This window comes from Halorubrum trueperi (genome assembly GCF_042662525.1).
Classification (GTDB): domain Archaea; phylum Halobacteriota; class Halobacteria; order Halobacteriales; family Haloferacaceae; genus Halorubrum; species Halorubrum trueperi.
Map to the genome: position 1 here is coordinate 198,995 of NZ_JBHSXI010000008.1, position 23,709 is coordinate 222,703.

A 23,709-nucleotide genomic window follows, 5' to 3' on the forward strand; every position below is an offset into this window, starting at 1 on the left:
TGGAATGGATTGGGCGGTGGATCCGGGGAACGTATCGCCCGTATCGCCTTTCGGTCGGCCGATCGGCCGATACCAAACCATTATTACGCGACACCGGAAGGATTCGTCACATGGTGACGACAGACAGACGCGGATTTCTCGCGGGCCTGTCGGCCTCCGCACTCGGCCTCGGCGGCGGCTGCGTGAGCGCTCCGGCAAGCGAGTCGAATTCTCATCCCGTCTCGGAGCCGGTGACGGAGTGGCCGTCGTTCCGTGGCGATCGATACAACACCGGATTCGCACGCGACGTCTCGCCGACGAGCGCCAATCCGTCGATCGAGTGGACCTACGACGCCGACGGGCCGTTCTGGGGGAGTCCGATCGTCGCGGACGGCTCCGTATTCGTCGGAAGCGCGGACGGAACCCTGTACGCGATGGACGCGGCGACTGGCGACGAGCGCTGGACGGTCGAGACGGATCACCGGATCGAGGGCACCCCAGCCTACGACGACGGCACGGTCTACGTCGGATCCTACGACATGCGCGTGTACGCGGTCGACGCGGCCAGCGGGGAGGAACGGTGGAGCCGCGACCTCGGTGGGCTGATCCGGGCGAGTCCGACAGTGGTCGACGGGACGGTGCTCATCGGCGTGGGCTGTCACAATCTTGCGTGCGCCCGCTTCGCCGAAGCGGTCGACGCCACCGAAAACGGGTGGATATACGCGCTGGACGCGGCGACGGGAGAGACGGACTGGCGGTACGCCGTCGGAAACGAGGTCGTGAGCACGCCGGCGGCGGACGACGAAACCGTCTACGTCGGTGCCTCGGACGACGCGCTGTACGCCCTCGACATCGAGTCGGGCGACGTCGACTGGACCTACGAGGCCGACGATATGATCTGGTCGAGTCCCACGCTCGCGTTCGGCACGATCTATTTCGGAGACTGGAGCGGTATCGTTCACGCCGTCGACGCGGCGTCGGGCGACGAGCGCTGGACGGCGGACCCCTTCGCCCGGTACATCTCCGGATCGGTCGCCGTCGACGAGGAAGGCGTCTACGTCGGGGACACGCCGTACAACACCCTGGACGACCCGTCCACCCACTACGGTGAGCTGTTCAAGTTCGATCGACGGACGGGCGACGAGCTGTGGAGCTTCGAGACCGACGCGCTGGAAGTGGGAAGTAGCCCCGTCGTCACCGACGACCGGATCTACTTCGGCACCCACGGGCAGACCGAACGCGAGGGCCTCGGCGTCTACGGGCTCACCACCGACGGCGACGAGGAGTGGTTCATCGAGGTCGGCGGCCGCGGCGTCGGATCGAGCCCCGCCCTCGTCGACGGGATTCTGTACTTCAGCGGGACGAACGGACGGATGTATGCCGTCGAGTGACGGTCAGTTGGGCTGCCCAGTCGTAGTCTTCCAGTCGGGACCGCTCATCGTCGGTTCGTGCCGTTCGACCGAAAGCGTTCGATCGTCGGCGAGCGTGAGCGTGAATACGAGCCAGCGGGCGGACACGGATCGGTGTCAACTACCTCGCCCTCAAAGCGCCGAAGGCGCTTAGGGTGGGGCTTGTCCGTGAGCTCGGCCTCGAACCCGTCCGGGTGGACGGTGAATCCGCCACTCGACGTCACAGTTCCAGACTTCAGGGCGAGTTGAAGTGACCGGTTTGTCAACGACAGTATGCGTGTCAGATACCTGGATCCATTCGAAGGCGAAGGATCTGAGAATGAGAAGATTCCACTCGTTTGTAGCTCCTGTGTGGATATTATTTAAACAATTTGAAAATTTTGACAACCTGTGTATTAGATTATGTTAAATCAAATCACAAATACACGTTCGACGCTGGTTCTATCTTCCATGTCGTTCGTATCTAAAACCGAAATCATGTTTGTGGCTGGCTCACTGAATTGTATCGCGCTGTCGTCGAAACCGATCGCGTCATTCAAGTCGCATTTTTCACGAGAATCTGTGTAATCTACTCTTTTTAAAACGATATCTCTTTTCTATTTAAGCAATATATGCCACAAATAGTTTATTTCAGGGTCGACGACACCGTACTACCAATATTGCCGATCGTCACACTGAATCACGGTTTCGTCTGTCGAAACGCGATTCGGACTGCGACCCCACTCCGGCTGTTGGTCGATCGTATGTACTCAGTTATGAACAGTAGATCGAACCCAATATTAGCTATATTACCAATAAACAAAACAATATTTAAATAAGATAGTTTTGCGACTTATAGCTAAAAAGCGATATGCGAGTGGTGGAGAAAGACGATCTACAGCCTGAGGGTGGGGCCAGGTCGAATCACGCCAAACACCACGAAACCGTGATTTAATCATTGATCAGCATTATAAATGCGAACTTCACGACTATCGGGCCCCTTCTCTAAATATACTCAGAAAGACAGAAAGACAAAAATTAATGTTCTCGACCCATTCTGGTCATACCGATCCAACCACCGTAGAACGCGGTTACGAACATTTGATATTTGGGACAATGCCACAAACAAAACACGATGCCCTATCCAGAATCATATGACCGAAAATGCGAGCGATCGACCGTCAAGCAAGGTTGCACGGCTAATCGACGAGTACCGCCTCGGGGAGTCGTTCGGTGACGAACTTGAACGGTTCTGGACCGCGGACGGAGACGAACGTCGGAGCCTCCGTGACCTCGCGGAGTTGTTCAACCAACACCTTCTCGATAGCGCACTGGCCGAAGCCGGGGCGTCCACGGTCAACGGCGAGGTGGAAAACCTCTATCGGCTCTTAACAACCGATGACGTGAGCAGCGGAATGCAAACGGAAGCACGGTCCCGTCTCGCACGCGACGGTGTCAACATCGACAAGCTCGAACGAGATTTCGTCACCTATCAAGCCATCCGGTCGTATCTCACCGAGTACCGCGACGCCGAGTATGAGGACCCATCGGCGAACGACCAGGTAAAAAACGTCCTCGAGACGGTCCAGCGCCTCCGCTCCCGGCTACGATCAATAACTGAGGGCAGTCTGACCCGTCTCCGATCAACCGATCGGCTCTCGCTTGGAACCTTCCGCCTGTTCGTTGATATCGACGTGCTCTGCGAAGACTGCGGTGCCCAGTACGGCGTCGTCGAACTGCTCGAACGTGGAGGCTGTGACTGCGAACGCGATGGCTAGATCTCCGTCACCCGAGCATACGTGTCGTCGAGGGCCTGTGCATCCTCGGGCAACAGGGCGACGACGAGGAACTCGGGGTAGTCAGCGATGTACTCGACCAAATCGGCGATACGCTCAGCGTCGATGGCTTCGAGCGAGTCCAGAAGCACGAACGGTACCTTCTCGTACACGTCGTGAACCAGGTAGCCTGCGAGCGCGAACACGAGACCCATGACCTCGCGCTCGCTCTCCGAGAGGTGATCGATGGTATCCTCAAACGTCGCTCCAGTGTCGGTGCTCCGGACGATATGAAGTTCAAATAGCGTCTTTTCGACGTTGCGACGGCCCTCCCGGACGGTACGCTCGACCCGTTCGATCCAGATGCGTTCGAGGTTCGCGTAGCCGAGGATATCGAGGACGGCCGCCATATGCTCGTTGAACTGCTCGACCGCGTTCTCCTCAATCCGGTCGATCCGCGTCCGGAGTTCCCGAAGTTCCGCAGCAATCTCCTCTCGCTGGGAGCGGAGCCGGTCCTCCTTCGTTAGCCGCTCCTCGAGCGTCGTGATCCGATCGGTTACGTCGTCGAGTTCGGTCTCGAGCCGGCCGAGTTTGAACTCAAGTTGATTCGCCTCCTTGTGCAGGTCGAGTATGTCGCCAAAATCGGCGGCTTCCAGGCTCTCGATCTCAGATTCGAGTTTCTCGATATCGTCGTTGAGTTGTTCTCGCTCTTCCCGAAGGCTCTCGAGTCGCGTTTCTCGGTCCTCGATCTCGCCCGTAATATCGTCGAGGGTTTGTTCGATAGCTTCCTTCTGCTTCTGCTGCTTCTGATACGTGCGGCGCTGGTCCTTCAACTCGTTCAGCTCTGATTCCAACGTTCTGATCGTTTCCAGTTTCTCCTGGCGAACGTCTCGAAGTTGATCAAGCGTGCTCGTAATCCGATCCGTCTTCACGGTAGACCCACAGGTCCAACAGACAACCGACTCGTCGACAAGGGCGTTCGTCACAGATCCGTCCGTGTCCTCGTGCAGATGCGCCGCGATTGATCCCGTTTCGTCAAGTTGGTTCTCATTGAACTGAATGACATCTTGGAGATCGCTCACCTCGCGTTCGAGCGTTTCCGTCCGTTCGCGGAGTCGATCGGTCTCATCGCTGAGGTCTGCCTGTTTGCCCACCGACGCGTTGGACAGTTCCTCCCGCTCAGCCTCCAGCTCCCGGCGCTCGGCTGTGAGCGACTCGATGCTTTCCTGTTGGAGATCGATATCCGAGCGGACTCGTTCCAGCGTCGACCGCTTCTCGCGCAGGTCGTCGAGTCGCGATTCGAGTTCCTGTTTTTCCTCGCGTGTCTCGTTGAGGTCGGCATCCTGACTCTCTATCTCATCCTCCTTCGCCGCCAGCGCCGCCCGTTTCTCCTCGATGTCAGCTTCAAGACGGCTCCGCTTCTGTTCGAGGGTCGGCAGCTCTGCCTTCAGATCGTCAAGATCGTCGAGATCGTCGTCAATTCGTGATTTCTCGCGTTCGAGTTTCCGAATCTCAGTGCGAATTGACTCAGTGTCGACCGGTCGCATGATGAGTTCACGCAGGTCCTCGCTCATGGCGACGGATCGCCTGGCCTCGTTCGACTCTAACAGGAAAGCGAAGAGGTCCGCGACTTCCGGATCGTCGAGAAACGGCTCACCCTCGGTCGTTACGGTACCGTTTGACCGCTCGAACGTCCGCAGATAGCGATCGTCGTCGATTTCAAGTCCGACGCGCCCCTCGTCTGCGTCCGCCTTGAGTGACGCGTCGTCGCTTCCCATGACCGCCATAATCGACCGAAGTAAGGACGTCCGATTCGTTGCGTTTCGTCCCGTCAATATCGTGATTCCGGGTTCGAACATGACAGCCGTCTCGTCGATACCACCGAGGTTTCGCACTTCGAGACGAGCCTGGTGTTCGAGTGCCGTTGGTACCATCTTGCGCGTTAGTCGAGCCCGATCGATAAAAAAACGTTGCTGTGAGGATGTTCGCTCCCGACATGAATAACACACATATGTTTGTTATTCGTATCTCCGCTCGGGCGATCTATCTGTTTCTATTTCGAAAACGTGGTGCGGGGCTGATATCGGACCCCTGGAGTTGCCGTGCGGAAACGATCAAATAAACGATCAATACTGAGGTCGATATTACGGTGTTCGAGTTCAATTTGTGCGATAACCGAGAGAAACGCTGAAATCACCTCATCCACCGTTTGTAGTAAGTAAACGATTAAGTGGTGTCGTGCCATGCGTGAGAACATGACGATAGAATCGAACGAGAATGAATCACCGCGCATGCTGAAAACGGTGGATCGAACCACTCAAATCATCAAGGCGCTCGAGACACTCGACGGTGCCGGTGTCACCGAACTGTCCACTCATCTCGGCATGTCGAAGAGTTCGACATACCACTACTTGGCGACGCTTCGGGAGAAGGATTTTGTCGTGAAGAACGGCGATCAGTACGAACTCGGTCTGCAACTACTCCTCTCCGGCGAGTACGTCCGAAACCGTAACATCCTGTACCGCTACGGCAAAGAGGAAGTTGAGGAGCTCGCGGAGACGACCGGCGAATACGCGAACCTCTTTACCGAACAGCACGGCAAGGGAATCAACTTGTACAAGGTTCGTGGAAGCGACGCCGTCGGAAGCGGCTACCAGACGGACAAACTCCAGCAGCCGGACCAACTCCACTGCACGGCGACGGGGAAGGCGATTCTAGCTTTTCTCTCCGAAGACTGCGTCGACGAAATCCTCGAACAACACGGGCTACCGGAACGGACGGCAAACACCATCACGGACCGGGAGAAACTTCAGGACGAACTGGCGACAATTCGCGAGCGGGGCTACGCATACAACGACGAGGAGGAGGTGGAGGGCCTTCGTGCCGTCGGAGCGCCGGTCATCGACCGCGATGAAGCCGTCTTAGGGTCTTTAAGCGTCGCCGGCCCGACCAGTCGACTGAAAGGAACGCCGTTCAACGAGGAGCTACCCGAGCAGGTCCAGCGCGCGGCCAATGTCATCGAGGTGAATATCAATATGGCGACCCACGGTAACGACTCGAAGTCCTGATTGCCATGAGTTTCCACCGTCTTCCTTTATTTCCATATGACAAACACGATCGTCGCTTAGAGTCGAATCTCATTGGCGCGCCAGTTGTGCCAATCCGGCCGTCAATACCCTCGTCGCCGTCGTACAACTGCTCCAATCCGTCCATTCGCGGGGGCTATGCGAGAACCCACCACGGGACGGCGCGAACAGCAGGCCCGTTTCGGTGACACTCGCGATGTGCATCGTGTCGTGACCCGCACCGGAGTGAACGGATAGGAAATCGACATCCGTTGCAGTCGCCGCGTCGGCAAGCGCGCTGGTACACCGCTCGCTCATCGTGCTCGGCGCAATGTCGTATGGTCGTTCGAGCATCGTCTCGACGCCGCGGTCGGCTTCGAGCGTTACGAGGTGGTTTTGGACCCGTTTGACGATTCGTTCCATATGCTCGTACTCGACATCGCGGACATCGATTCCCAGTTCTGCGCGCCCCGGGACGACGTTGATGGCGTTGGGCCAGATATTGAGGCTCCCGACCGTTCCGACGACGGTGTCGCCCTCCTCGGCGACGACATCGTTCGTCGCCCGCTCCACCTCAAGGACGAGTTCGCTCGCGGCGGTCAGGGCGTCCGTCCTGTCGGACATGGCCGTCGATCCAGAGTGGTTCGCCTCCCCCTCGATCTCGACCTCACACCGGATGGTACCTGTTATCGCCGAGACGATGCCGACAGCCGCGCCTGCATCCTGGAGACGCTCTCCCTGTTCAACGTGGAGTTCAAGCCACGAATCCCACTCGCTCGCGTCTAGGCGGCCGGTGCCTCGAAAGCCGATGTCGGAAAGCGCCGCTTCGAGGCTCACCCCGTCGTCATCTTCGAGTGCAAGGGCGTCTTCGACGCTCCGCTTACCGCTCGCGACCGATGAGCCGAGGACGCCGTTGGAGAATCGAGCGCCCTCCTCCTCGGTAAAGCAGACAACTTCGATCGGCCGGGTGAGTTTGACGTCGGCCGCCTGCAGTGCTCGCACAGCCTCCAATCCGCTGTAGACGCCGAGGACGCCGTCGAAGATTCCTCCTTCGGGCACGGAGTCAAGATGGCTCCCACAGGCCACAGCCTGAGATGTCGGATCGACCCCTTCGGGCACCCACCGGCCAGTGATGTTGCCGACGGCGTCGACACGAACGTCGAGATCGGCGGCGTCAAATCGATCGACCATGTACTCCCTTGCCTGCCGATTCGCGTCCGTGCCGGTCAGGACGGTTCGTCCGTGACCCCGGTCTGTCTGAATGGCACCAAACTCCGCGTTCGCCGTGATATCCTCACGGAGACGCTCCTCGCTCACACATCGGTGTACGGACTTCATGTTGCCCATTCTCTACCCGCCTCTTGAGGATGCTCCAATGTTAATATATCGGCTCCTAACCCGTTCTACAGGCCCACACGCACCGCTTTCGGCGTCTCGTTCAGAAAGTATATGGGCGGCCACCGGCCTATCGCTCTCGGACGACGATGTCCTTAGCGCCGGTCTGTAGCGTCTCCTCTTCGATTTCACGGAGCTCCTCCCGCGACGCGTCAAGGGATGCGATGTGGTTGCCGGCGAGTTCTCCTGCGGGACTCTTGAAACACGTCGGGCCGCAGGGAATGAGAATCTCCTGTTCGTTCCGATACCCCGGATAGAGCAGGATATCGCCCCGCGACGGATAGACCGTGTGGTTCTCGCGTGGGATCTCCGGGAGTTCGATTTCGTCAATATTGATCCACGTCGCGATACCGCTCCAGCGGACGTGCATCAGTTCGGATTCGAGCGGGAGGAATTCCCGAAGTGCTTCGACCGAACGAGGCGCTTCGTCCTCGAGTAAGTCGGCTACGAACACACGGCCATCGACATCCAATTCTATCTGTGACACGTCCGCCATATCGATGGTATCCGGAATAAAAGTTCCGTCGCCCCTTACCTCCAGTCCGGCACCTCACGCCGCAGAAACGTCCCGTGGCCCGGTTCGGCGACGACATCACCGTCGTCGGCGACGAGTGTCCCACGCACGAAGGTCCGTTTCACCTGTCCTGTCACCGTCCGGCCCTCGTACACTGAGTAGTCCGCATTCGAGTAGTTCCTCTCCGCCGTGATGGTGTACGTCTCGTTCGGATCGAAGATGACGAGATCGGCGTCGGCCCCGGGTTCGATCCGTCCCTTTCGCGATAACCCGAACGTTCGCGCCGGATTACGGCACATGAGTTGGACGAGGGTAGGATACGAGAGGCCACGTTCGTTGACGGCCACATCGTGGAACACGGGGAGGCTCGTCTGGAGGCTGTTGATCCCGAACGCGCTCTCCCACCATGGCCCGCCCTCCTTCCGTTCGCGAGGCAGCGGAACGTGGTCGGTCGAGACGACCGAAAGCGTCCCGTCACGGAGTCGGTCGAAAATGGCATCGATATCCCGAGACGACCGAAGGGGAGGAGACATGATCGCCCGGTTTCCGAGCCGTTCGTACACTTCCTCCGTGAGCGTAGTATAGTGCGTACACGTCTCCGCCCTGACGTTCGAACCGTCGGTCTGTACCTCAGCGATCGCGTCCGCCGCCGCCGCCGACGTGGTGTGGACGCCGTAATACTTTGCGTCGGCTGCGACGGCGAGCCGGGCGACGGATCCGGCCGACATCGCTTCCGCGTAGTCCGGGCGAGACCGCGGATACGCCGACGGTGACTCGCCACCGGGTTCGCTTTTCACCACGTCCGTCCGCTGCTCACAGACTGAGTACTCTTCGGTGTGAACCATCCCGACGGCACCGATGTCGGCGAGCCGCCGGAACACCTCTCCGATGAACCCGTTCGACAGTCGGATGTCATCGGTGGTGAAGAGTTTGAACGACGTAACGCCGTCGTCGACGAGCGTCGCCAGTTCCTCGAACACCGCGGGCGATTCCTGCGTGATGACCGGGTGAACCCCGCAGTCGACGAGCGGTGCCGCGCCATCGCGGTGCCGCTCGACGGCCCCGGTGAGCGTCCCCCGGTCGTCCCACTCGCCGTCGTCCCATCCCTGCCAGGCGAAGGTCAGCAGACTGGTGACGCCGCCGACTGCGGCGGCCGCCGTACCGGTCTCGTAGGAGTCGATCGAGTTGTAGCCTGCCAGATGGGTATGCGGGTCGACCACGCCCGGAAGGACGAGGTTCCCGCCAGCGTCGATCCGTTCGTCGGCGTCCGGAAACGCGTCTTCGTCGCCTACGCCCACGATCGTACCGTCGTCGATAGCGATCGCCCCCTCGAACATCGCCTCGGCGGTAACGACGGTCCCGCCGGTGATGACGGTATCAATACTCACCACGGTTATCCACCCCGACCCTGGACGTCGACCGCGCTCCGTCCACGGCACCCGAGGGTCACCGCGAAGCTGAACCGTCTCGGTCCTTTCACCGTACTAACCATGCTCTCGAATACTCGACACCTGCTCTTAAGGGTTGTTCCGCTTTCGCCGCCGAAACTCTGGGCGACTGCGAGCGCGAACGAGAATTTAAGTGACGGGCGGTCCGACCAGAGGAGAACGATGAGCGAACGAGCGATCGAGGACGTGAACCGATCGGACAGAGAGAGTTTCGTCGACCTCTTGGGCAGCGTGTACGAGCACTCCCCGTGGGTGGCCGAACGGGCCTGGTCCGACCGTCCCTTCGAGTCGGTCGACGACCTTCACGGGACGATGAAGCGCGTCGTCGAGGATGCCGATCGAGAGCGGAAGCTCGAACTCCTGCGGGCACATCCGGACCTCGGCGAGCAGACCGAGATGACGGACGCCTCCGTCGAAGAACAGGCCTCCGCCGGACTCGATCAGTTGACTCCGGAGCAGTACGAGGCGTTCCAGCGGCTGAACGAGCGGTATCGGGATACCTTCGGCTTCCCGTTCATCATGGCCGTGCGGGACGAGTCCCCCGACGCGATCAGAACTGCGATGGAGAAACGGGTTGCGCACTCCCGTCCCGAAGAGTTCCGGACCGCCATCGGCGAGGTACACACCATTGCCCGCCTGCGACTCGACGAAATACTGGAACCGTAGAGACGGGTGGAACCACGACGATCAAATGACAACTAACAATCAAAAAGAGTTTAAACTAGCGTATAGACCTCGTTGGTAGACGGTGACAAGAAAACTACGTCACGGCAGGTTTTGCAGCCCGGGGCACAGCGATCGCTGCAGCCAGCAGAGATGACCGACGACGATACTACCGATAATCCATGACCGACGACACACAAAACACCGACGGCCGGACGATGAACTACGGCAAAAAGCACGTAAACGTCTACCGGACATACGCGACTCCGCTGACGGGCCTCCGCGAAATCCCCGAGTCGACGTTTACTGGCAAGCCAAACACGCTCTTGGGAATGGAGGTGCGTGCTCAGGTCGAGGGCGAGGAGTTCCTTCCCTCATTCCGGAGCGGCGACAACTCGAAGGTGGTGGCGACGGACTCGATGAAGAACTTCATCCTGCACCACGCCGGTGAGTATGACGGGGCGACCGTTGAGGGCTTTCTCCATTACATCGGCTCGGAGTTCCTCAAGACCTACGACCAGATGGAGGCGGTGCGCATGTCCGCCGACGAGCTCCAGTTCGACCAAAGGCCCGTTCCAGACGGCGAGGGAGGGTTCGAACCGAGCGAGCTTGTCTTCCGTGTTTCCGACAACGAGTCGGCGTACGGCGAATACTACCTCAAGCGCGAGGATGGCGACATCGTCATCGAGGATCAGCGAAGCGGTGTCACCGGCATCGAACTCGTGAAGGTGAAAGACAACTCCTTCGTCGGCTACGTTCAGGACGAGTACACCACACTTCCAGAGCGAAAGAATCGGACGCTGTACATCGGGCTCGATATTTTCTGGACGTACGACGACCCTGAGGCGGCGCTTGGTGATGATCCCAAGGAATATGTGCCGGCCGAGCAAGTTCGAGACATCGCTCAGGTGGTCTTCGATGAGAAGGACGTCAACTCGATTCAGGACCTCGTCTATCAGATCGGGCTCCGGATCCTCGAGCGGTTCCCGCAACTGGCCGAAGTGAACTTCGAGTCCAGGAACCAGACGTGGCTGGGCGTACGCAAAGACGACCTAGATGGTGACGCGAAAGTGCTTCGAGAACCGCCTCGCCCGACCGGCTTCCAGCGGTTCTCGATGGATCACAGCGACCTCAACGAGGAGAGCAAAGAATGAGCGCCGGACTAACCACACACGTACTCGATACGAGTCGCGAGGGACCGGCAGAGGGCGTGGAAGTGACACTGTTCCGGCTCAAGGAGGGTGACCGCGAGCGGGTTACCTCAGCGGTGACGAACCATGACGGCCGGGTTGACGAGCCATTACTCGACGCCGAGGAAATCGAGGCCGGAACGTTCGAACTCGTCTTCGACGTGGGAACGTACTACCGCGAGGGTCCCACGGAATCGACGTTTCTCGACGAGGTGCCGGTTCGCTTCCTGATCGACGACCCGAGCGAGCATTACCACGTGCCCTTACTCCTCTCTCCCGGCAGTTACACGACATACCGAGGGAGCTGAACCGCGATTGCACCCGTCGCCATCCGGACGCCGATCCCGGAGGTGCGACACTCCCCGGCCGAACGGTTCGATGGGTGACCGCGTCCGTTCGGGGTGACTGGATCCGCGCCGATTTCGAACGGCGCTTCATCGGAACGATCACGTAGCGGACGATATCTGCCTGTTGGCTGCGAATATTTTCACATTGTAGGCCACATATAGTGAAAAATAGTGTCCTAATAGAAGATTTTAATTAGTAGAAGTCTCATTGGTATGTCGAAACATGCCGGAAAATACAGACGAAGGAATCGATCTCGCATACGGTCTGGAAGAGAAGCCACCGTTGTCGAAATCGTTCCTGCTCGCGCTACAACACGTATCGGTCATGATTGTCCCGTCGACTGCAGTCGCGTTCATCGTCGCGGGAGCCGCGGGATTAGGCTCCGGGGACACGACGTTCCTCGTTCAGATGGTGATCCTCTTTGCGGGGGTGGCGACCGTCGTCCAGGCCTACACCGTGGGCCCAGTCGGCGCGAAACTCCCGATCGTAATGGGAACGAGCTTCGCCTTCGTCGGCGCGATGTCGTCGATCGGCGCGAGCTCGGGCCTCGATGTCGTATTTGGCTCGATCGTAGCTGCGGCGGTCGTCGTTCCGTTCCTGTTAGGCTGGCAGTTCAAACGACTGGAGTCGTTCTTCCCGCCGCTTGTCACGGGGCTCATCGTCATCATCATCGGTCTGTACCTCGTTCCGGTCGGTATCGAGTACGCCGCCGGCGGCGTCGGTGCCGAGGACTTCGGCTCGATGCAGAACCTCGGACTCGCAGGACTGGTCCTGACTATTTCAGTTCTATTCAATCTACTCTTGAAGGGTGTCTGGCGGATGTTGAGCGTCATCATCGGAATCAGTGTCGGCTACGTCGTCGCGATCGCGTTCGGCGTCGTCGACTTCTCACCCTTCTACGAAGCGGCGTGGATTGCGGTACCCACTCCCGGCCGGTTCGGGTTCAGTTTTGAGTTGATCCCGCTGGTTACCTTCGCGTTCCTGTTTCTGGTTTCGGGTATGGAGACAATCGGCGATATGTCCGGAATCACCGCCGCCGAAGGACGCAACCCCACCGAAAAGGAGTTCCGCGGCGGAATCTTCGCCGACGGATTCATCAGCGCCCTCGGAGCGGTATTCGGGTCCTTCCCGCAGACATCGTTCTCCCAGAACGTCGGCATCATCAACTTCACCGGCGTGATGAGCCGCCACATCGTCGGGATCGGCGGTGGGATTCTGATCGTACTCGGACTCGTCCCGAAGATCGGGGCGATCGTGACGACCATCCCCTCCGCCGTCTTCGGAGGTGCCGTGCTCATTATGGTCGGAATGGTGGCAGCCAGCGGGATGCGGCTGTTGTTTTTGAATATCGATATGAACCGGCGAAATATGGTCATCATCGCCACCGCGCTCGGACTCGGGCTCGGCGTCACGACAGTACCGGATGCGCTCTCGGGTCTGCCGACGGGGGCACAGACGTTCTTCGGCGAACCGGTCATCGTCACCGGCCTCGTGGCGCTCGTGCTGAACACAATCGTTCCCGGCGAGTCCAGTCCGCTGTTCGATAAGGCTGACACCGTCCCACCGATCTCCGAACCGGTCGACGACGATTAAAACCTAACCGAGGCCGACAGGGTTGTCCCTGCGTGGCCTTTTATTCGTCATTTTTCTCGTTTGGAGGACGCCGATTGCCAACCTCCAGTCGAACCCTTTCGCCGGAAGAACCTCCAAGTGGTACCACCGGACCACCCAGTCAACGACACGGATGAACCGCGCCGAGCCGTGATCGGGGTCACCCGGGTCTTCACCCGGGTCACTACCCTGTCCGTGCCGTCGGGCGGGGGAAATCTTTTCTCCCGTGACTGAGTTCACAACACGTATGTTACTGACTGGAACGGTCGTTGCGGACGCGAACACGGTCCTCCACGACGGAGCGGTTGTCGTCTCCGGGTCACGGATCGAGGCGGTGGGGGAGGAATCCGAGGTCGCGCCGCAATATGCTGACCACGAGCACCGATCCTACGACGTCCTGCTACCGGGACTCGTCGGCGGACACATCCACTCCGTCCAGAGCCTTGGGCGGGGGATCGCCGACGATACCGAACTGCTGGACTGGCTGTTCGACTACATCCTCCCGATGGAGGCCACACTTTCGGCCAAAGAGATGGAGATCGCGGCAAAACTGGGGTATCTAGAGATGATCGAAAGCGGGACGACGACCTGTGTGGACCACCTCTCGGTCGCCCACGCGGACGAGGCTTTCGAAGCCGCAGGTGAGATCGGTATCCGTGGCGTCCTCGGCAAAGTCATGATGGATCAGCGCTCGCCCGACGACCTCCTCGAGGATACACAGGAGGCCCTTGACGAGTCCGAGCGGCTCATTCGGGAGTACCACGGCTCGTTCGATGACCGCATCCGGTACGCCGTGACGCCGCGATTCGCGGTGTCCTGTACCGAAGAGTGCCTCCGCGGCGCTCGAGAATTGGCCGACGCGTACGACGGGGTCCGTATCCACACCCACGCCAGCGAGAACCGAAATGAAATCGAGACCGTGAAAGACGACACCGGGATGCGCAACATCCACTGGCTCGACGAGGTCGGACTCACCGGCGAGGATGTCGTGTTGGCACACTGCGTGTGGACCGACGAAAGCGAGCGCGAGGTACTTGCCAAGACAGGCACGCACGTCACGCACTGTCCATCCTCGAATATGAAACTCGCGAGCGGCATCGCTCCGGTCTGGGACTACCTCGACCGCGGCATCAACGTCGCTCTCGGCAACGACGGCCCCCCGTGTAACAACACGCTCGACGCCTTCACGGAGATGCGCCAGGCCAGCCTCCTCCAGAAGGTCGATCGGCTGGACCCGACGGCGACCCCGGCGAGCGAGATCTTCGAGATGGCGACGATAAACGGTGCGAAAGCCGCCGGATTCGACGAACTCGGTGCGATTCGGGAGGGATGGCGAGCTGATATCATTGGTCTCAGTACGGATCTCACGCGGGCGACACCACTGCACGACGTGCTCTCACACCTGGTGTTCGCCGCTCACGGCGACGATGTCCGGTTTACGATGGTAGACGGGACTGTCCTGCAGGACGAGGGAAATGTAACTACCATCGACGCTGAGACAGTCCGTCGGGAAGCGTCGGAGATATGCCTCGATATGGATCTAGAAGAGGCACGACGGTCCGCCCAGAAACAGAAACCTTGAGATTAGCGTGAACGGCGCGCCCTGCAGCATCACAGGAGTGAGCTCGTATCGATTCACTTGATTCTAGGATTGTGTTAGCCTCGTTGTGGCGGTACTGAGAGCAGCCCATCCGATTTATAACATATTTGATGAAGGGATTTTTTCTTTACGGCGCTGGATCCCCAATTCGAGTTTGAATGTCTTCAGAGGAGCGTGTCAAAATCCCTTGGTCGTCCACCGCCTTCCAGACGGTGCTCGCCTGTTCGCTTATCGGCGTCATGGGAGTCCCGCTCATCAGTCCCATCCTGCCGGAACTCCGTGGTGTATTCGGTATCTCCGATACGCAGGCCGGACTCATCATCACGGCTTACACCCTCCCAGGCGTACTTCTCACGCCGTTCATCGGATTTCTCTCGGATCATTTCGGTCGTCGACCCGTCGTCTTACCGCTCCTCTTCCTTTTTGGCCTGACCGGTGCAGCAATCGGTTTCGCCCCGCCCTTCGAAGTCGTGCTTCTCCTCCGGCTCCTGCAGGGAGTCGGCGCAAGCGGCTTGATGGTCCTGGCGATAACCCTCATCGGTGACTTGTACGACGGGGCACAGCGTCATGCGGTCATCGGCGTCAACGGAAGCGCAATCGGCATCGGCGCAGCAACGTACCCGTTGATCGGCGGTGCCCTCGCGTCGGTCGGATGGAACGTCCCCTTCGCCTTCTTCGGGGTCAGCCTCGTCGTTGGTGTCGTTGCCCTGTTCTCTCTGACGGAGCCGTCGATCGATTCGCCGCCGTCGTTCCGCACATACGCCGATCGGCTCACCTCTGCGGCACTCATGCCACAGGCGCTCGGGCTCTGGGTTGCCGCCTTTTTTACGTTTTTTCTCTTCTACGGCGGCATCCTCACAACCCTATCCTTGCTGTTGAGCGACGTGTACGGGCTCGCTGCCGGGGAGATCGGGCTGCTGTTCAGTATGGTTTCGTTAGCCAACGCCACGATGGCATCACAGTACGGACGGGTGTCGCAGTTCCTCCCGGCAAAACAACTGGTCGCGCTAGGTTTCGTCGGCTTCGGGGTCAGCCTACTCGGCGTCTGGGTCGCCACGACACCGGTCGCGATCGGCACGATGCTCATCTGCTTCGGCCTCGGATTCGGCGTTGTGATGCCGTCGCTCGACACCACGACCGCCGGACTCGTCTCGGGCCAACTCCGGGCGAGCATGCTCGGCGTGCTGACGAGCATGCTCTGGCTGGGCCAGACCGTCGGACCCGTCGTGTTCACCGGTGTCGCTCAGAACGCGTTCGACAGTGCTGTCGCGGGCTACCGATTCCTGTTGATGTTCTGGGGCGCAGGTGCGGTAGTCGGCGGTTTGAGTGTCTTCGCCTACTTGGCACTCAAAACCGGGGCGACAGCTCACCACTCCGAGATGTCGTGAGGAGTATTCCGGGGGATTCACTCGTGGTCAACGAGTCGCCTGTGAGATCTCTGTTTCTGGCCCCGTATCAGTGTCACCAAGCCAAACAACTTTTTATCCACGGTGACAGTCACTCACCATGCGGTATCTTGACACACAAGCCGAACTGACCGCTGTCACGTGTAATAAACCGTGTCAGAGTCGCGGGATCGAGACCGATGACTGACACGGTCGACACGCTCGTCCGCGGCACGTTGGCAAATGTCCACACGGGCTCGCTTGAAGACGGTGCCGTCGCCGTTGACGACGGTGAAATCGTCGCACTGGCGGAGCGCCCGGCCGAGCGCACCCTCGACGCTGGCTACGTCGCGCCCGGACTCATCGACGCCCACATGCACGTCGAGTCGAGCATGGTGACGCTACCGGAGTACGGAAACGCGGTCTTGCCCGGGGGCGTGACGAGCGTCATCCACGATCCACACGAAATTGCGAACGTGCTGGGAGAGCCCGGCGTTCGCGCTGTCGTCGAGGACGCGGCGAACACGCCGCTGAAGGCCCGGTTCACCGTTCCGTCCAGCGTTCCGGCCACGTCGCTGCAAGACGCCGGTGCGACGCTCTCCGCGGCGTCCGTGGCGTCTCTGCTCGACATCGACTCCGTCGTCGCACTGGGCGAGGTGATGGACATCCCGGGACTGCTCGCGGGTGACGAGGAGGTCCACGCGAAAATAGCGTCCGCCCGGGAGCGCGGTCTCACGGTCGACGGTCACATGCCCGGCGTCGACGGGGCGGCCCTCCACGAAGCCGCCCGATATCTCGACACCGACCACGAGAGCATCACGCTCGACGAGGCTCGCACGCGGGCGGAGCTCGGGCTCCGAGTCTATCTGCGTGAGGGCTCTTCGAGCAGGAACCTCGCCGATCTCCTGCCGCTGACTGACGCGGTCGATACCCGGCGTCTCTCGCTCTGTACCGACGACAGGGAGGTTGTCGACATCGTCGACCACGGGGGCGTCGACTTCGCGGTCCGGAAAGCGATTGACGAGGGTGCCGATCCCGTCGAGGTCGTCCAGATGGCGACGCTCAACACCGCCGAGAGCTACGACCTGCCGTTCGGACGGATCAAGCCCGGAGCGCCGGCCGACCTCGTGCTGCTCGACGATTTGGAGTCGTGGGACGTTGCCCACGTGATGATCGACGGCGAACTGGACCCCACAGCGTCTGAGCGGACCGGGGACACGAATCTGGCGACGGATACCGTCAAGTTCGACCCGGTAGCGGGGACAGATCTCGCTATCGAGACACCCGCTGAGGCCGGGAACACGGCCGACGTCCGCGTCATCGACGCCGTCGGTGGGCTACAGACCGATCCCATGGACGCCACCGTTCCGAACGAAGCGGGCGTGCTGGTTCCCCCTGACGACGAGGACATCGTTTCACTGGCCGTCATCGAGCGCCACGGTTGTGATGGCGGTATCGGACGGGGATTCGTGCACGGTCTCGGCCTGCACCGCGGCGCTATCGGCTCCACCGTCGCCCACGACGCCCACAACTGTGTGGTCGCCGGCACAGACCGTGACGCGATGGCCACAGTGGCAAACCACCTCCGTGACATCGGTGGCGGTATCGCCGCTTTCGATCCGACCACCGAAAAGACCGCGTCGCTCGCGCTGCCGGTCGCGGGGCTCATGTCCGACGCCCCGATCGAGACGGTGTACGAGGAGTACGAGCGGGTCGAGGCGCTCGCGGCCGACCTCGGTCTCGTCGATAGCGGTCTCATGGAACTGTCCTTCCTCGCGCTGGAGGTCATTCCGACCTATCGCCTGACGAACAACGGACTGGTCGACGTAGAGGCGGGCGAATACGTCGACGTGATCCGTTCCTGACTGCGGCTCCGATTGCGGCCCTTTTGCGTCCGTCGGTGACCCGGGCGGCTGCCGCGTGCTCGCGCTTCACCGAGACGGCGAGTGGTCGGGGGCAGCGTCCTCGGGGTCGTCGACGTGTCACGGAAAAACAGCGGATGCGAGCCGTCTCAGTCGTCGTCGAGTGCGGCCCGGATCTTCTCCGGGGTGATCGGCATGTCACCGATTCTGACTCCAACGGCGCGGCGGACGGCGTTGCTCAGCGCCGGCGGGACCCCGTTGACTGGAATCTCGGCGACCGATTTCGCACCGAAGGGGCCAGTGGGCTCGTGCGTTTCGACGATGATGGAGGTCAGCGGAGGTTGATCGGCCGTGGTAGGCATGTCGTAGTCGCGGAATCCGAGCGTCTCCGGCCGACCGTCCTCGTCGAAGTTGATACCGTCTCCGGTCGCCAGTTCGTAGCTCATGTGCATCGCGCCCTCGATCTGTCCCTCGACGAGGTCGGGGTTGAGCGCCACGCCGCAGTCGACGGCGTACACCATATCGTGGATCTCGAACTCGCCGGTCTCCTCGTTTACCGTTACGTCGACGAACTGCGCGCCGAACGGCGGCGGCGACTCTTCCGTGCAGTGGCTCGCGTCACCCATGACCTGTGCGCGCACCTCGTCACCGTACATCGACTCGTACCCGATCTCCTCGAGCGAGACCGACTCGCCAGTGACTTCCGAGATGACCGAGCCATCGTCGACGGTGAAGGCCGACTCGGGTTCGTCGAGCATCCGCGAGGCGAACTCAAACAGCATTCCGCGGGCGTCCTCGGCGGCTTTCTTGACCGCCTGTCCGGTGATATACGTCGTCGACGAGGCGTAGGCCCCGTAGTCGAAGGGAGAGATATCGGTGTCCGACGGCTGGACGAGCACGTCCTCTGGTGGAACGCTCAGCACCTCGGCCGCGATTTGCGCCATCACGGTGTCGGCTCCCGGCCCGATGTCGACGGCACCGGTCTGAAGGATGAAGGAGCCGTCCTCGTTCATCTTGATATGCGCCGCGCCGAGTTCGTCACCGGGAACGCCGCTGCCCTGGATGGTCAGCGCCATGCCACAGGCTCGGTGTCGGTGGTCCGCTTCGGGTTGTTCGATATCGTCCCAGCCGATCGCCGCACGCCCCTCGGCGATACACTCGTCCAGGCCACACGAGCGGATGCGTCGGCCGTACTCCTTGTCCTTGAGGATGCCGGAGGCCACCTCGAGGTCGCCCTCCGAGATCGCGTTCCGCGAACGGAAATCGATCGGGTCGAGATCGAGTTCACGGGCGATCTCGTCCATGTGTCCCTCGACGGCGAGGTGGCCCTGCGGGGCACCGTAGCCACGGAAGGCACCTGCGATAGGCAGATTAGTGTGGACGGCGGTCATCTCGTATCGGATGTTCGGCGTGTGCGTGTAGAGCGGTAACGGCTTCTTTCCGACGGCGCTGGCGACCGTCATTCCGTGGGGGCCGTACGCGCCCGAGTTCGTGACCGCTTCCATATCCAGCGCTTCGAGATCGCCGTCGTCCGTCACGACGCTCCGGAGTTTGACGCGAGCGGGCCGGCGGTTGCGGATTGCATGGAACTGCTCGCGTCGCGTCGTCTCGACTTTCACCGGTCGATCGGCGGTGTCCGCGAGCGCCATCGTGAGCGGCTCGATGATCATCCCCTGTTTCGAACCGAACCCGGCTCCGATCCGCGGCTTCGACACCTGAATGTCCCGAATCGGCACGTCGAAGAGATGTGAGAGCTGTCGGCGGGTATGGTACGGCACCTGCGTGCTGGAGATGAGGTGGTACCGATTGTCCTCGTCGCGGTGGGCGATCGTCGTGTGCGGTTCTGGCACGCAGTGGGACTGGTAGGGCGTCTCCCATTCCGTCTCGATCACCGTCAGATCCTCGCGATCCTCGGCCTCCGCGAAGGCAGCCTCCACGTCACCGATTTCGCCCGACATGTGGGCCTCGACGTTCCGCTCGTAGTCCGCGCCCGGCTGGATGTTCTCCACGTCGTCGGCGTCGTGGATCTGCGGCGCGTCGGCCTCCATCGCTTCGGCCGTGTCGAAGACCGCGTCGTACTCATCGTACGTAACGTCGAGTTTCCGTGCGGCCTTGCTTGCGGTGTCCTTGTCTTCGGCGACGACGGCGGCGATGGGATCGCCAACGAACCGGGCCTTCCGACGGAGTACCCGGAGATCCCACGGAGACGGCTCGGGGTAGGACTGTCCGGCGGAGGTGTAGGGTTTCTCTGGAATTTCGGGGGAGTCAGGCGTGACGACGGCGTAGACGTTGTCCATCTCCTCGGCTGCACTCGTGTCAATGTCCGTCACGACGCCGTGTGCGATGTCCGAGCGAACGACCTTCGCCTCGGCCAGATCCGGGAACTCCCGGGCGTAGTCAGCCGTGTACTTCGCCTCGCCGGTTACAATTTTCTTTGCGTCGTCCTTCTCCTCACGGTGTGAAACCGTTCGGCGCTCGTCCGGTGCCTTCCGGTTGTTCGGGGCCTCGTCCCACTGGATCGGGTTGGATTCCGCTATCTCTGCGGTACCGGTTGCCTCTTCTTCCGGCTCCGGATCGTCAGTTCTGCTCATTTGTCGCTCCCCCCTTCGAGACAGTCACAACCGCGACATGTGTCGTTGGTGGGAACGCGTCCGCCGTCGGCCGCTACGTCCGCTTCGCCGGACATCCGGGTCGAAGCGTCTTGGACGGCGTCGATTATCTTTTCGTAACCCGTACACCGACAGAGGTTCTCCGAGAGGGCGTCACGGATCTCAGCCTCGTCGGGATGTGGATTCTCTTCCAGTAACGCCTTCGAACGCATGATCATGCCCGGAATACAGAACCCGCACTGGAGCGCGGCGTTATCGACGAACGCCGACTGAACCGGCCCCAAATCGTCTTGCGTTCCCAGGTTCTCGATGGTTTCGACCTCTGTGCCGCCGAGTTGGCTCACCGGTCTGATGCAGGATTTGACTGGCTCGTCGTCGACGATCACCGTACAGAACCCGCAGTTCCCGGTGTCACAGCCACGTTTCGCACCCGTATACCCGTTGTCCCGGAGGACATCGAGCAGCGTGTCCGAGCGTGCGACCTCAAACGTTACGTCGTCGCCGTTCAGTGTAATATCAATTTCCATATGTGTCTTCGTTGAATAGTGATCCCTGAAAACAGTACACAGCTCCGGGCGAGATGTCGGACTGCCAACGCCCGTGGCCGGTGTCCGGGCGAAGAGTCGAGTTTGTATCCCCAATACCCGGCATGTTAATTCCTCGCAAAGTACACAATCGACGAGGAGAACTTAAAATTTTTCATCGGGTACCTCGCTTTCGGGCAGCTGTGGGCCAGTCGCTTCGAAGGTTACGGAAAATTCGAAGCGAAAGCCTCGTGCTTCAGCGCGGGGAGGATGTCAACTCTCGCAGCATGTTGGCAGCCAACTCGATCCAAATCCATCATTTCTCTGATGGTTCGTGGTACCGATCGTCATCACCCGAGTGGCTCCGGTTCGAATTGCGCGAAGGGTCACGGTGCTGCAGGTGTGTCCTTAGACGCTTGGGGTCGTGGATATTTATTACACGGCCCGTCAAACCTGCCTCTCATGGAATTCGCACAACCGAGTCAACGAAGTGATGGGGAACCGGCGCACAACAGTGGCCCTGGTGACATTCGGACGAGTAGGGGTATTCGAGGAGAATGACGGACGTACTGATCACCAACGGGACGGTCGTCACGCAGAACAGGGACCGTGAAGTCATCGACAGCGGCGCTGTCGCCGTCGAAGATGACAAAATCTCAGCAGTCGATTCAGCCGAGCGCCTCGAAGCCGAGACAAATCCGGACCGGATCATCGACGCCGATGGCGGAGCAGTGATTCCCGGGTTGATAAACGCACACACCCACGTCTCCGATATTTTCCTACGCGGAGCATTCGAAGGCGACCGAGGTCTGTACGACTGGTTGTTCAACGTGAAACAGCCCGCCCTCTCAGTGATGGATGCCGACGAGCACGCCCTCGCGGCGCGACTGTACTGCGTCGAGGCCCTCCAGTCAGGAACGACCACATTCGTCGAGAACTCGACGGCCCTCGACTGGACCGATCTCGAGCCCACACGGCGAAAACTCGATGTCTACGATCGGTTCGGCATTCGGAATGTCTACGGAGCCGGGCTCAGGGATCGCTCCCCAGACGAGGATTTCAGACGTTTGTACGGAGAGATCACAGACTCCAGCGGCGGATCTGTTCACCCTGGACCCGACGCACTCATCGTCGAAACCGAGGACGGGTTGGCGGATGTCGAATCACTCATCGAGGCGTACCACGAACCGGATGGTCGACAGTCGGTCTGGCCGGCCCCAGCGACGCTCGCGACTACGACGCCGGATATGCTTCGTGGAGCGTACCGGCTCGCCGAGGAATACGACGTAATGACAACAGCCCACGTCGCGGAGGCGGAAGCAGAGGTGAGAGAGAGGGGGGCGGTATCGAGTATCGAATATCTGCGAAATGTCGGCTATTTGGGTGAGCGCGCGCTGCTCGGCCACTGTGTCCAGACGAACAACCGAGACGTCCGACTGCTCGCGAAGACGAATACGCCGGTCGTCCATAATTACCGGGCGAACATGCAGCTTGCTACCGGTTTCGCGCCCGTCGTTGAGATGCTCGGTCGCGGCGTCACCGTCGGAATCGGGACCGACAACACGATTCTGAACGACACGGTCAATCCCCTTTCCGACGCCCGAGCCGTTGCGACTGCGCACAAGGGATACCATCGCGATTCCGGAGTCGTGCCCGCAGAGACAGCGTTTGATATGGTGACGCGGGACGCTGCCCAGGCCATCGGGCGCGGTGATGAGCTCGGGACAATTGAACCCGGCAAGCAGGCTGACCTTGCGGTGATCGACCTCAATCGACCGCATCTCACGCCCGCACCGGATCCAATACACGCTCTTGTCTACGGCCTCCAAGGAAGCGAAATCGAGACGGTCCTCTGTGCCGGCGAGATTGTGATGGATGATCGAGAGTTGCTCACGCTGAACGAACCCCTCTCGGAACTTCTTTCTACGGCCGAACGAACGGCCGCCGACATCGTTCGACGGTCTAACATCGAATGAGCGGGCCCGATCGACTCCGAACGATAGGAACCTAGACCTGGGATGTCGATCCGCGGGTTGCATGCACACTCGTAATCCATTACCCAATGTGAAACGATTCCGGCACGACTTCTGGTGAGCCGTGAACTCATCTGGCCGTGGGTCGGCATCAGTGATCGTCCCGAGTTCTTAGGGTATCCACCGGAACCTCTCTTCCTTATTTCGAGGTTTGCATTCCCGACTTGCGATTGTGGTGCCGAAAGTGTGTCCGTCTCGGGTGTAGGGACCGATAGTGGACAGTTATTTGACGACAGCGACCTTGGTTCCGAACCCATTCGTCTTTAGCTAAGCCTCACACCTCGGTTGCGTAGCGGTAGCGAGCGTCTCCTGTAAGATCG

General features: G+C 60.3%; 17 protein-coding genes and 1 pseudogene. 11 read left to right on the top strand and 7 right to left on the bottom strand.

The annotated features are described in order from the left end of the window. The first annotated feature begins 110 nt into the window (after positions 1-110). Positions 111-1,370 (top strand): outer membrane protein assembly factor BamB family protein, encoded by a 1,260-nt coding sequence (locus ACFQEY_RS07510; RefSeq protein ID WP_379766569.1) that lies wholly within the window; start codon positions 111-113, stop codon positions 1,368-1,370. Between the two features lie 44 nt (positions 1,371-1,414). Here ACFQEY_RS07510 and ACFQEY_RS07515 read toward each other — a convergent pair. After that, a pseudogene (locus ACFQEY_RS07515) lies at positions 1,415-1,684 on the bottom strand (hypothetical protein); the annotation flags it as partial. 837 nt (positions 1,685-2,521) lie between these two features. On the opposite strand from ACFQEY_RS07515, the gene rdfA reads away from it, so the two are divergent. Continuing rightward, the gene (gene rdfA, locus ACFQEY_RS07520) at positions 2,522-3,145 is read left to right on the top strand and encodes a rod-determining factor RdfA (protein WP_379766572.1); all 624 of its coding nucleotides are present in this window, start codon (positions 2,522-2,524) and stop codon (positions 3,143-3,145) included. Here rdfA and ACFQEY_RS07525 read toward each other — a convergent pair. Next, positions 3,142-5,076 carry an archaea-specific SMC-related protein gene (locus ACFQEY_RS07525; RefSeq protein ID WP_379766575.1) on the bottom strand — a complete coding sequence of 645 codons (1,935 nt, stop codon included), beginning with the start codon at positions 5,074-5,076 and terminating at the stop codon, positions 3,142-3,144. The two genes, rdfA and ACFQEY_RS07525, sit on opposite strands and share 4 nt — an antisense overlap. A gap of 321 nt (positions 5,077-5,397) precedes the next feature. Between ACFQEY_RS07525 and ACFQEY_RS07530 the strand changes: the two genes are divergently transcribed. After that, the gene (locus ACFQEY_RS07530; protein ID WP_379766578.1) at positions 5,398-6,210 is read left to right on the top strand and encodes an IclR family transcriptional regulator; all 813 of its coding nucleotides are present in this window, start codon (positions 5,398-5,400) and stop codon (positions 6,208-6,210) included. 69 nt (positions 6,211-6,279) lie between these two features. On the opposite strand, the gene ACFQEY_RS07535 is transcribed toward ACFQEY_RS07530, so the two are convergent. The 3 genes from ACFQEY_RS07535 to ACFQEY_RS07545 all read right to left on the bottom strand — a co-directional run bounded on the left by ACFQEY_RS07535 (position 6,280) and on the right by ACFQEY_RS07545 (position 9,504). Then, entirely contained in the window at positions 6,280-7,545 is a 1,266-nt protein-coding gene (locus ACFQEY_RS07535; RefSeq protein WP_379766581.1) for a Zn-dependent hydrolase, read from the bottom strand. Between the two features lie 127 nt (positions 7,546-7,672). Then, positions 7,673-8,089: a DUF3830 family protein gene (locus ACFQEY_RS07540; protein WP_379766584.1), complete on the bottom strand. Its 417-nt coding sequence runs from the start codon at positions 8,087-8,089 to the stop codon at positions 7,673-7,675. Positions 8,090-8,133: 44 nt separating this feature from the next. Beyond that, entirely contained in the window at positions 8,134-9,504 is a 1,371-nt protein-coding gene (locus ACFQEY_RS07545; protein WP_379766587.1) for a dihydroorotase, read from the bottom strand. A 222-nt stretch (positions 9,505-9,726) separates the two neighbouring features. Between ACFQEY_RS07545 and uraD the strand changes: the two genes are divergently transcribed. From uraD to ACFQEY_RS07580, 7 genes are all read left to right on the top strand, one after another. Then, positions 9,727-10,230, top strand: a complete 504-nt coding sequence (gene uraD, locus ACFQEY_RS07550) for a 2-oxo-4-hydroxy-4-carboxy-5-ureidoimidazoline decarboxylase (protein WP_379766590.1) — start codon at positions 9,727-9,729, stop codon at positions 10,228-10,230. A 179-nt stretch (positions 10,231-10,409) separates the two neighbouring features. Beyond that, positions 10,410-11,381 (top strand): factor-independent urate hydroxylase, encoded by a 972-nt coding sequence (pucL, locus tag ACFQEY_RS07555; RefSeq protein ID WP_379766593.1) that lies wholly within the window; start codon positions 10,410-10,412, stop codon positions 11,379-11,381. After that, complete coding sequence (uraH, locus tag ACFQEY_RS07560; protein WP_379766597.1) at positions 11,378-11,725, top strand: hydroxyisourate hydrolase; 348 nt, start codon at positions 11,378-11,380, stop codon at positions 11,723-11,725. The genes pucL and uraH overlap by 4 nt, the downstream gene beginning before the upstream one ends. 262 nt (positions 11,726-11,987) lie before the next feature. Next, complete coding sequence (locus ACFQEY_RS07565) at positions 11,988-13,358, top strand: uracil-xanthine permease family protein (RefSeq protein ID WP_379766600.1); 1,371 nt, start codon at positions 11,988-11,990, stop codon at positions 13,356-13,358. Between the two features lie 265 nt (positions 13,359-13,623). Further along, positions 13,624-14,958, top strand: a complete 1,335-nt coding sequence (locus ACFQEY_RS07570; RefSeq protein ID WP_379766603.1) for a 5'-deoxyadenosine deaminase — start codon at positions 13,624-13,626, stop codon at positions 14,956-14,958. A gap of 176 nt (positions 14,959-15,134) precedes the next feature. Further along, positions 15,135-16,364 carry an MFS transporter gene (locus tag ACFQEY_RS07575; RefSeq protein ID WP_379766606.1) on the top strand — a complete coding sequence of 410 codons (1,230 nt, stop codon included), beginning with the start codon at positions 15,135-15,137 and terminating at the stop codon, positions 16,362-16,364. Between the two features lie 197 nt (positions 16,365-16,561). Then, positions 16,562-18,226, top strand: coding sequence for an adenine deaminase (locus ACFQEY_RS07580; protein ID WP_379766609.1), 1,665 nt, complete (start codon positions 16,562-16,564; stop codon positions 18,224-18,226). A gap of 146 nt (positions 18,227-18,372) precedes the next feature. Here the strand turns inward: ACFQEY_RS07580 and ACFQEY_RS07585 are convergent, their stop codons facing one another. Further along, complete coding sequence (locus ACFQEY_RS07585; RefSeq protein WP_379766612.1) at positions 18,373-20,814, bottom strand: xanthine dehydrogenase family protein molybdopterin-binding subunit; 2,442 nt, start codon at positions 20,812-20,814, stop codon at positions 18,373-18,375. Next, positions 20,811-21,359, bottom strand: a complete 549-nt coding sequence (locus ACFQEY_RS07590; RefSeq protein ID WP_379766615.1) for a (2Fe-2S)-binding protein — start codon at positions 21,357-21,359, stop codon at positions 20,811-20,813. Before ACFQEY_RS07590 ends, ACFQEY_RS07585 begins: the two co-directional genes overlap by 4 nt. A 554-nt stretch (positions 21,360-21,913) precedes the next feature. Between ACFQEY_RS07590 and ACFQEY_RS07595 the strand changes: the two genes are divergently transcribed. After that, a complete protein-coding gene (locus ACFQEY_RS07595; RefSeq protein WP_379766618.1) occupies positions 21,914-23,332 on the top strand; it encodes an amidohydrolase in 1,419 nt (472 codons plus the stop codon). Positions 23,333-23,709 lie beyond the last annotated feature (377 nt).

Bases quoted from the DNA above. Each gene is read 5' to 3' on its own strand.
- rdfA (WP_379766572.1), top strand. From the start codon at position 2,522: ATGACCGAAAATGCGAGCGATCGACCGTCAAGCAAGGTTGCACGGCTA.
- ACFQEY_RS07585 (WP_379766612.1), bottom strand. From the start codon at position 20,814: ATGAGCAGAACTGACGATCCGGAGCCGGAAGAAGAGGCAACCGGTACC.
- ACFQEY_RS07535 (WP_379766581.1), bottom strand. From the start codon at position 7,545: ATGAAGTCCGTACACCGATGTGTGAGCGAGGAGCGTCTCCGTGAGGAT.
- pucL (WP_379766593.1), top strand. From the start codon at position 10,410: ATGACCGACGACACACAAAACACCGACGGCCGGACGATGAACTACGGC.
- ACFQEY_RS07580 (WP_379766609.1), top strand. From the start codon at position 16,562: ATGACTGACACGGTCGACACGCTCGTCCGCGGCACGTTGGCAAATGTC.
- ACFQEY_RS07575 (WP_379766606.1), top strand. From the start codon at position 15,135: ATGTCTTCAGAGGAGCGTGTCAAAATCCCTTGGTCGTCCACCGCCTTC.
- ACFQEY_RS07595 (WP_379766618.1), top strand. From the start codon at position 21,914: ATGACGGACGTACTGATCACCAACGGGACGGTCGTCACGCAGAACAGG.
- ACFQEY_RS07530 (WP_379766578.1), top strand. From the start codon at position 5,398: ATGACGATAGAATCGAACGAGAATGAATCACCGCGCATGCTGAAAACG.
- ACFQEY_RS07590 (WP_379766615.1), bottom strand. From the start codon at position 21,359: ATGGAAATTGATATTACACTGAACGGCGACGACGTAACGTTTGAGGTC.
- ACFQEY_RS07510 (WP_379766569.1), top strand. From the start codon at position 111: ATGGTGACGACAGACAGACGCGGATTTCTCGCGGGCCTGTCGGCCTCC.
- ACFQEY_RS07525 (WP_379766575.1), bottom strand. From the start codon at position 5,076: ATGGTACCAACGGCACTCGAACACCAGGCTCGTCTCGAAGTGCGAAAC.
- uraH (WP_379766597.1), top strand. From the start codon at position 11,378: ATGAGCGCCGGACTAACCACACACGTACTCGATACGAGTCGCGAGGGA.
- ACFQEY_RS07570 (WP_379766603.1), top strand. From the start codon at position 13,624: ATGTTACTGACTGGAACGGTCGTTGCGGACGCGAACACGGTCCTCCAC.
- ACFQEY_RS07565 (WP_379766600.1), top strand. From the start codon at position 11,988: ATGCCGGAAAATACAGACGAAGGAATCGATCTCGCATACGGTCTGGAA.
- uraD (WP_379766590.1), top strand. From the start codon at position 9,727: ATGAGCGAACGAGCGATCGAGGACGTGAACCGATCGGACAGAGAGAGT.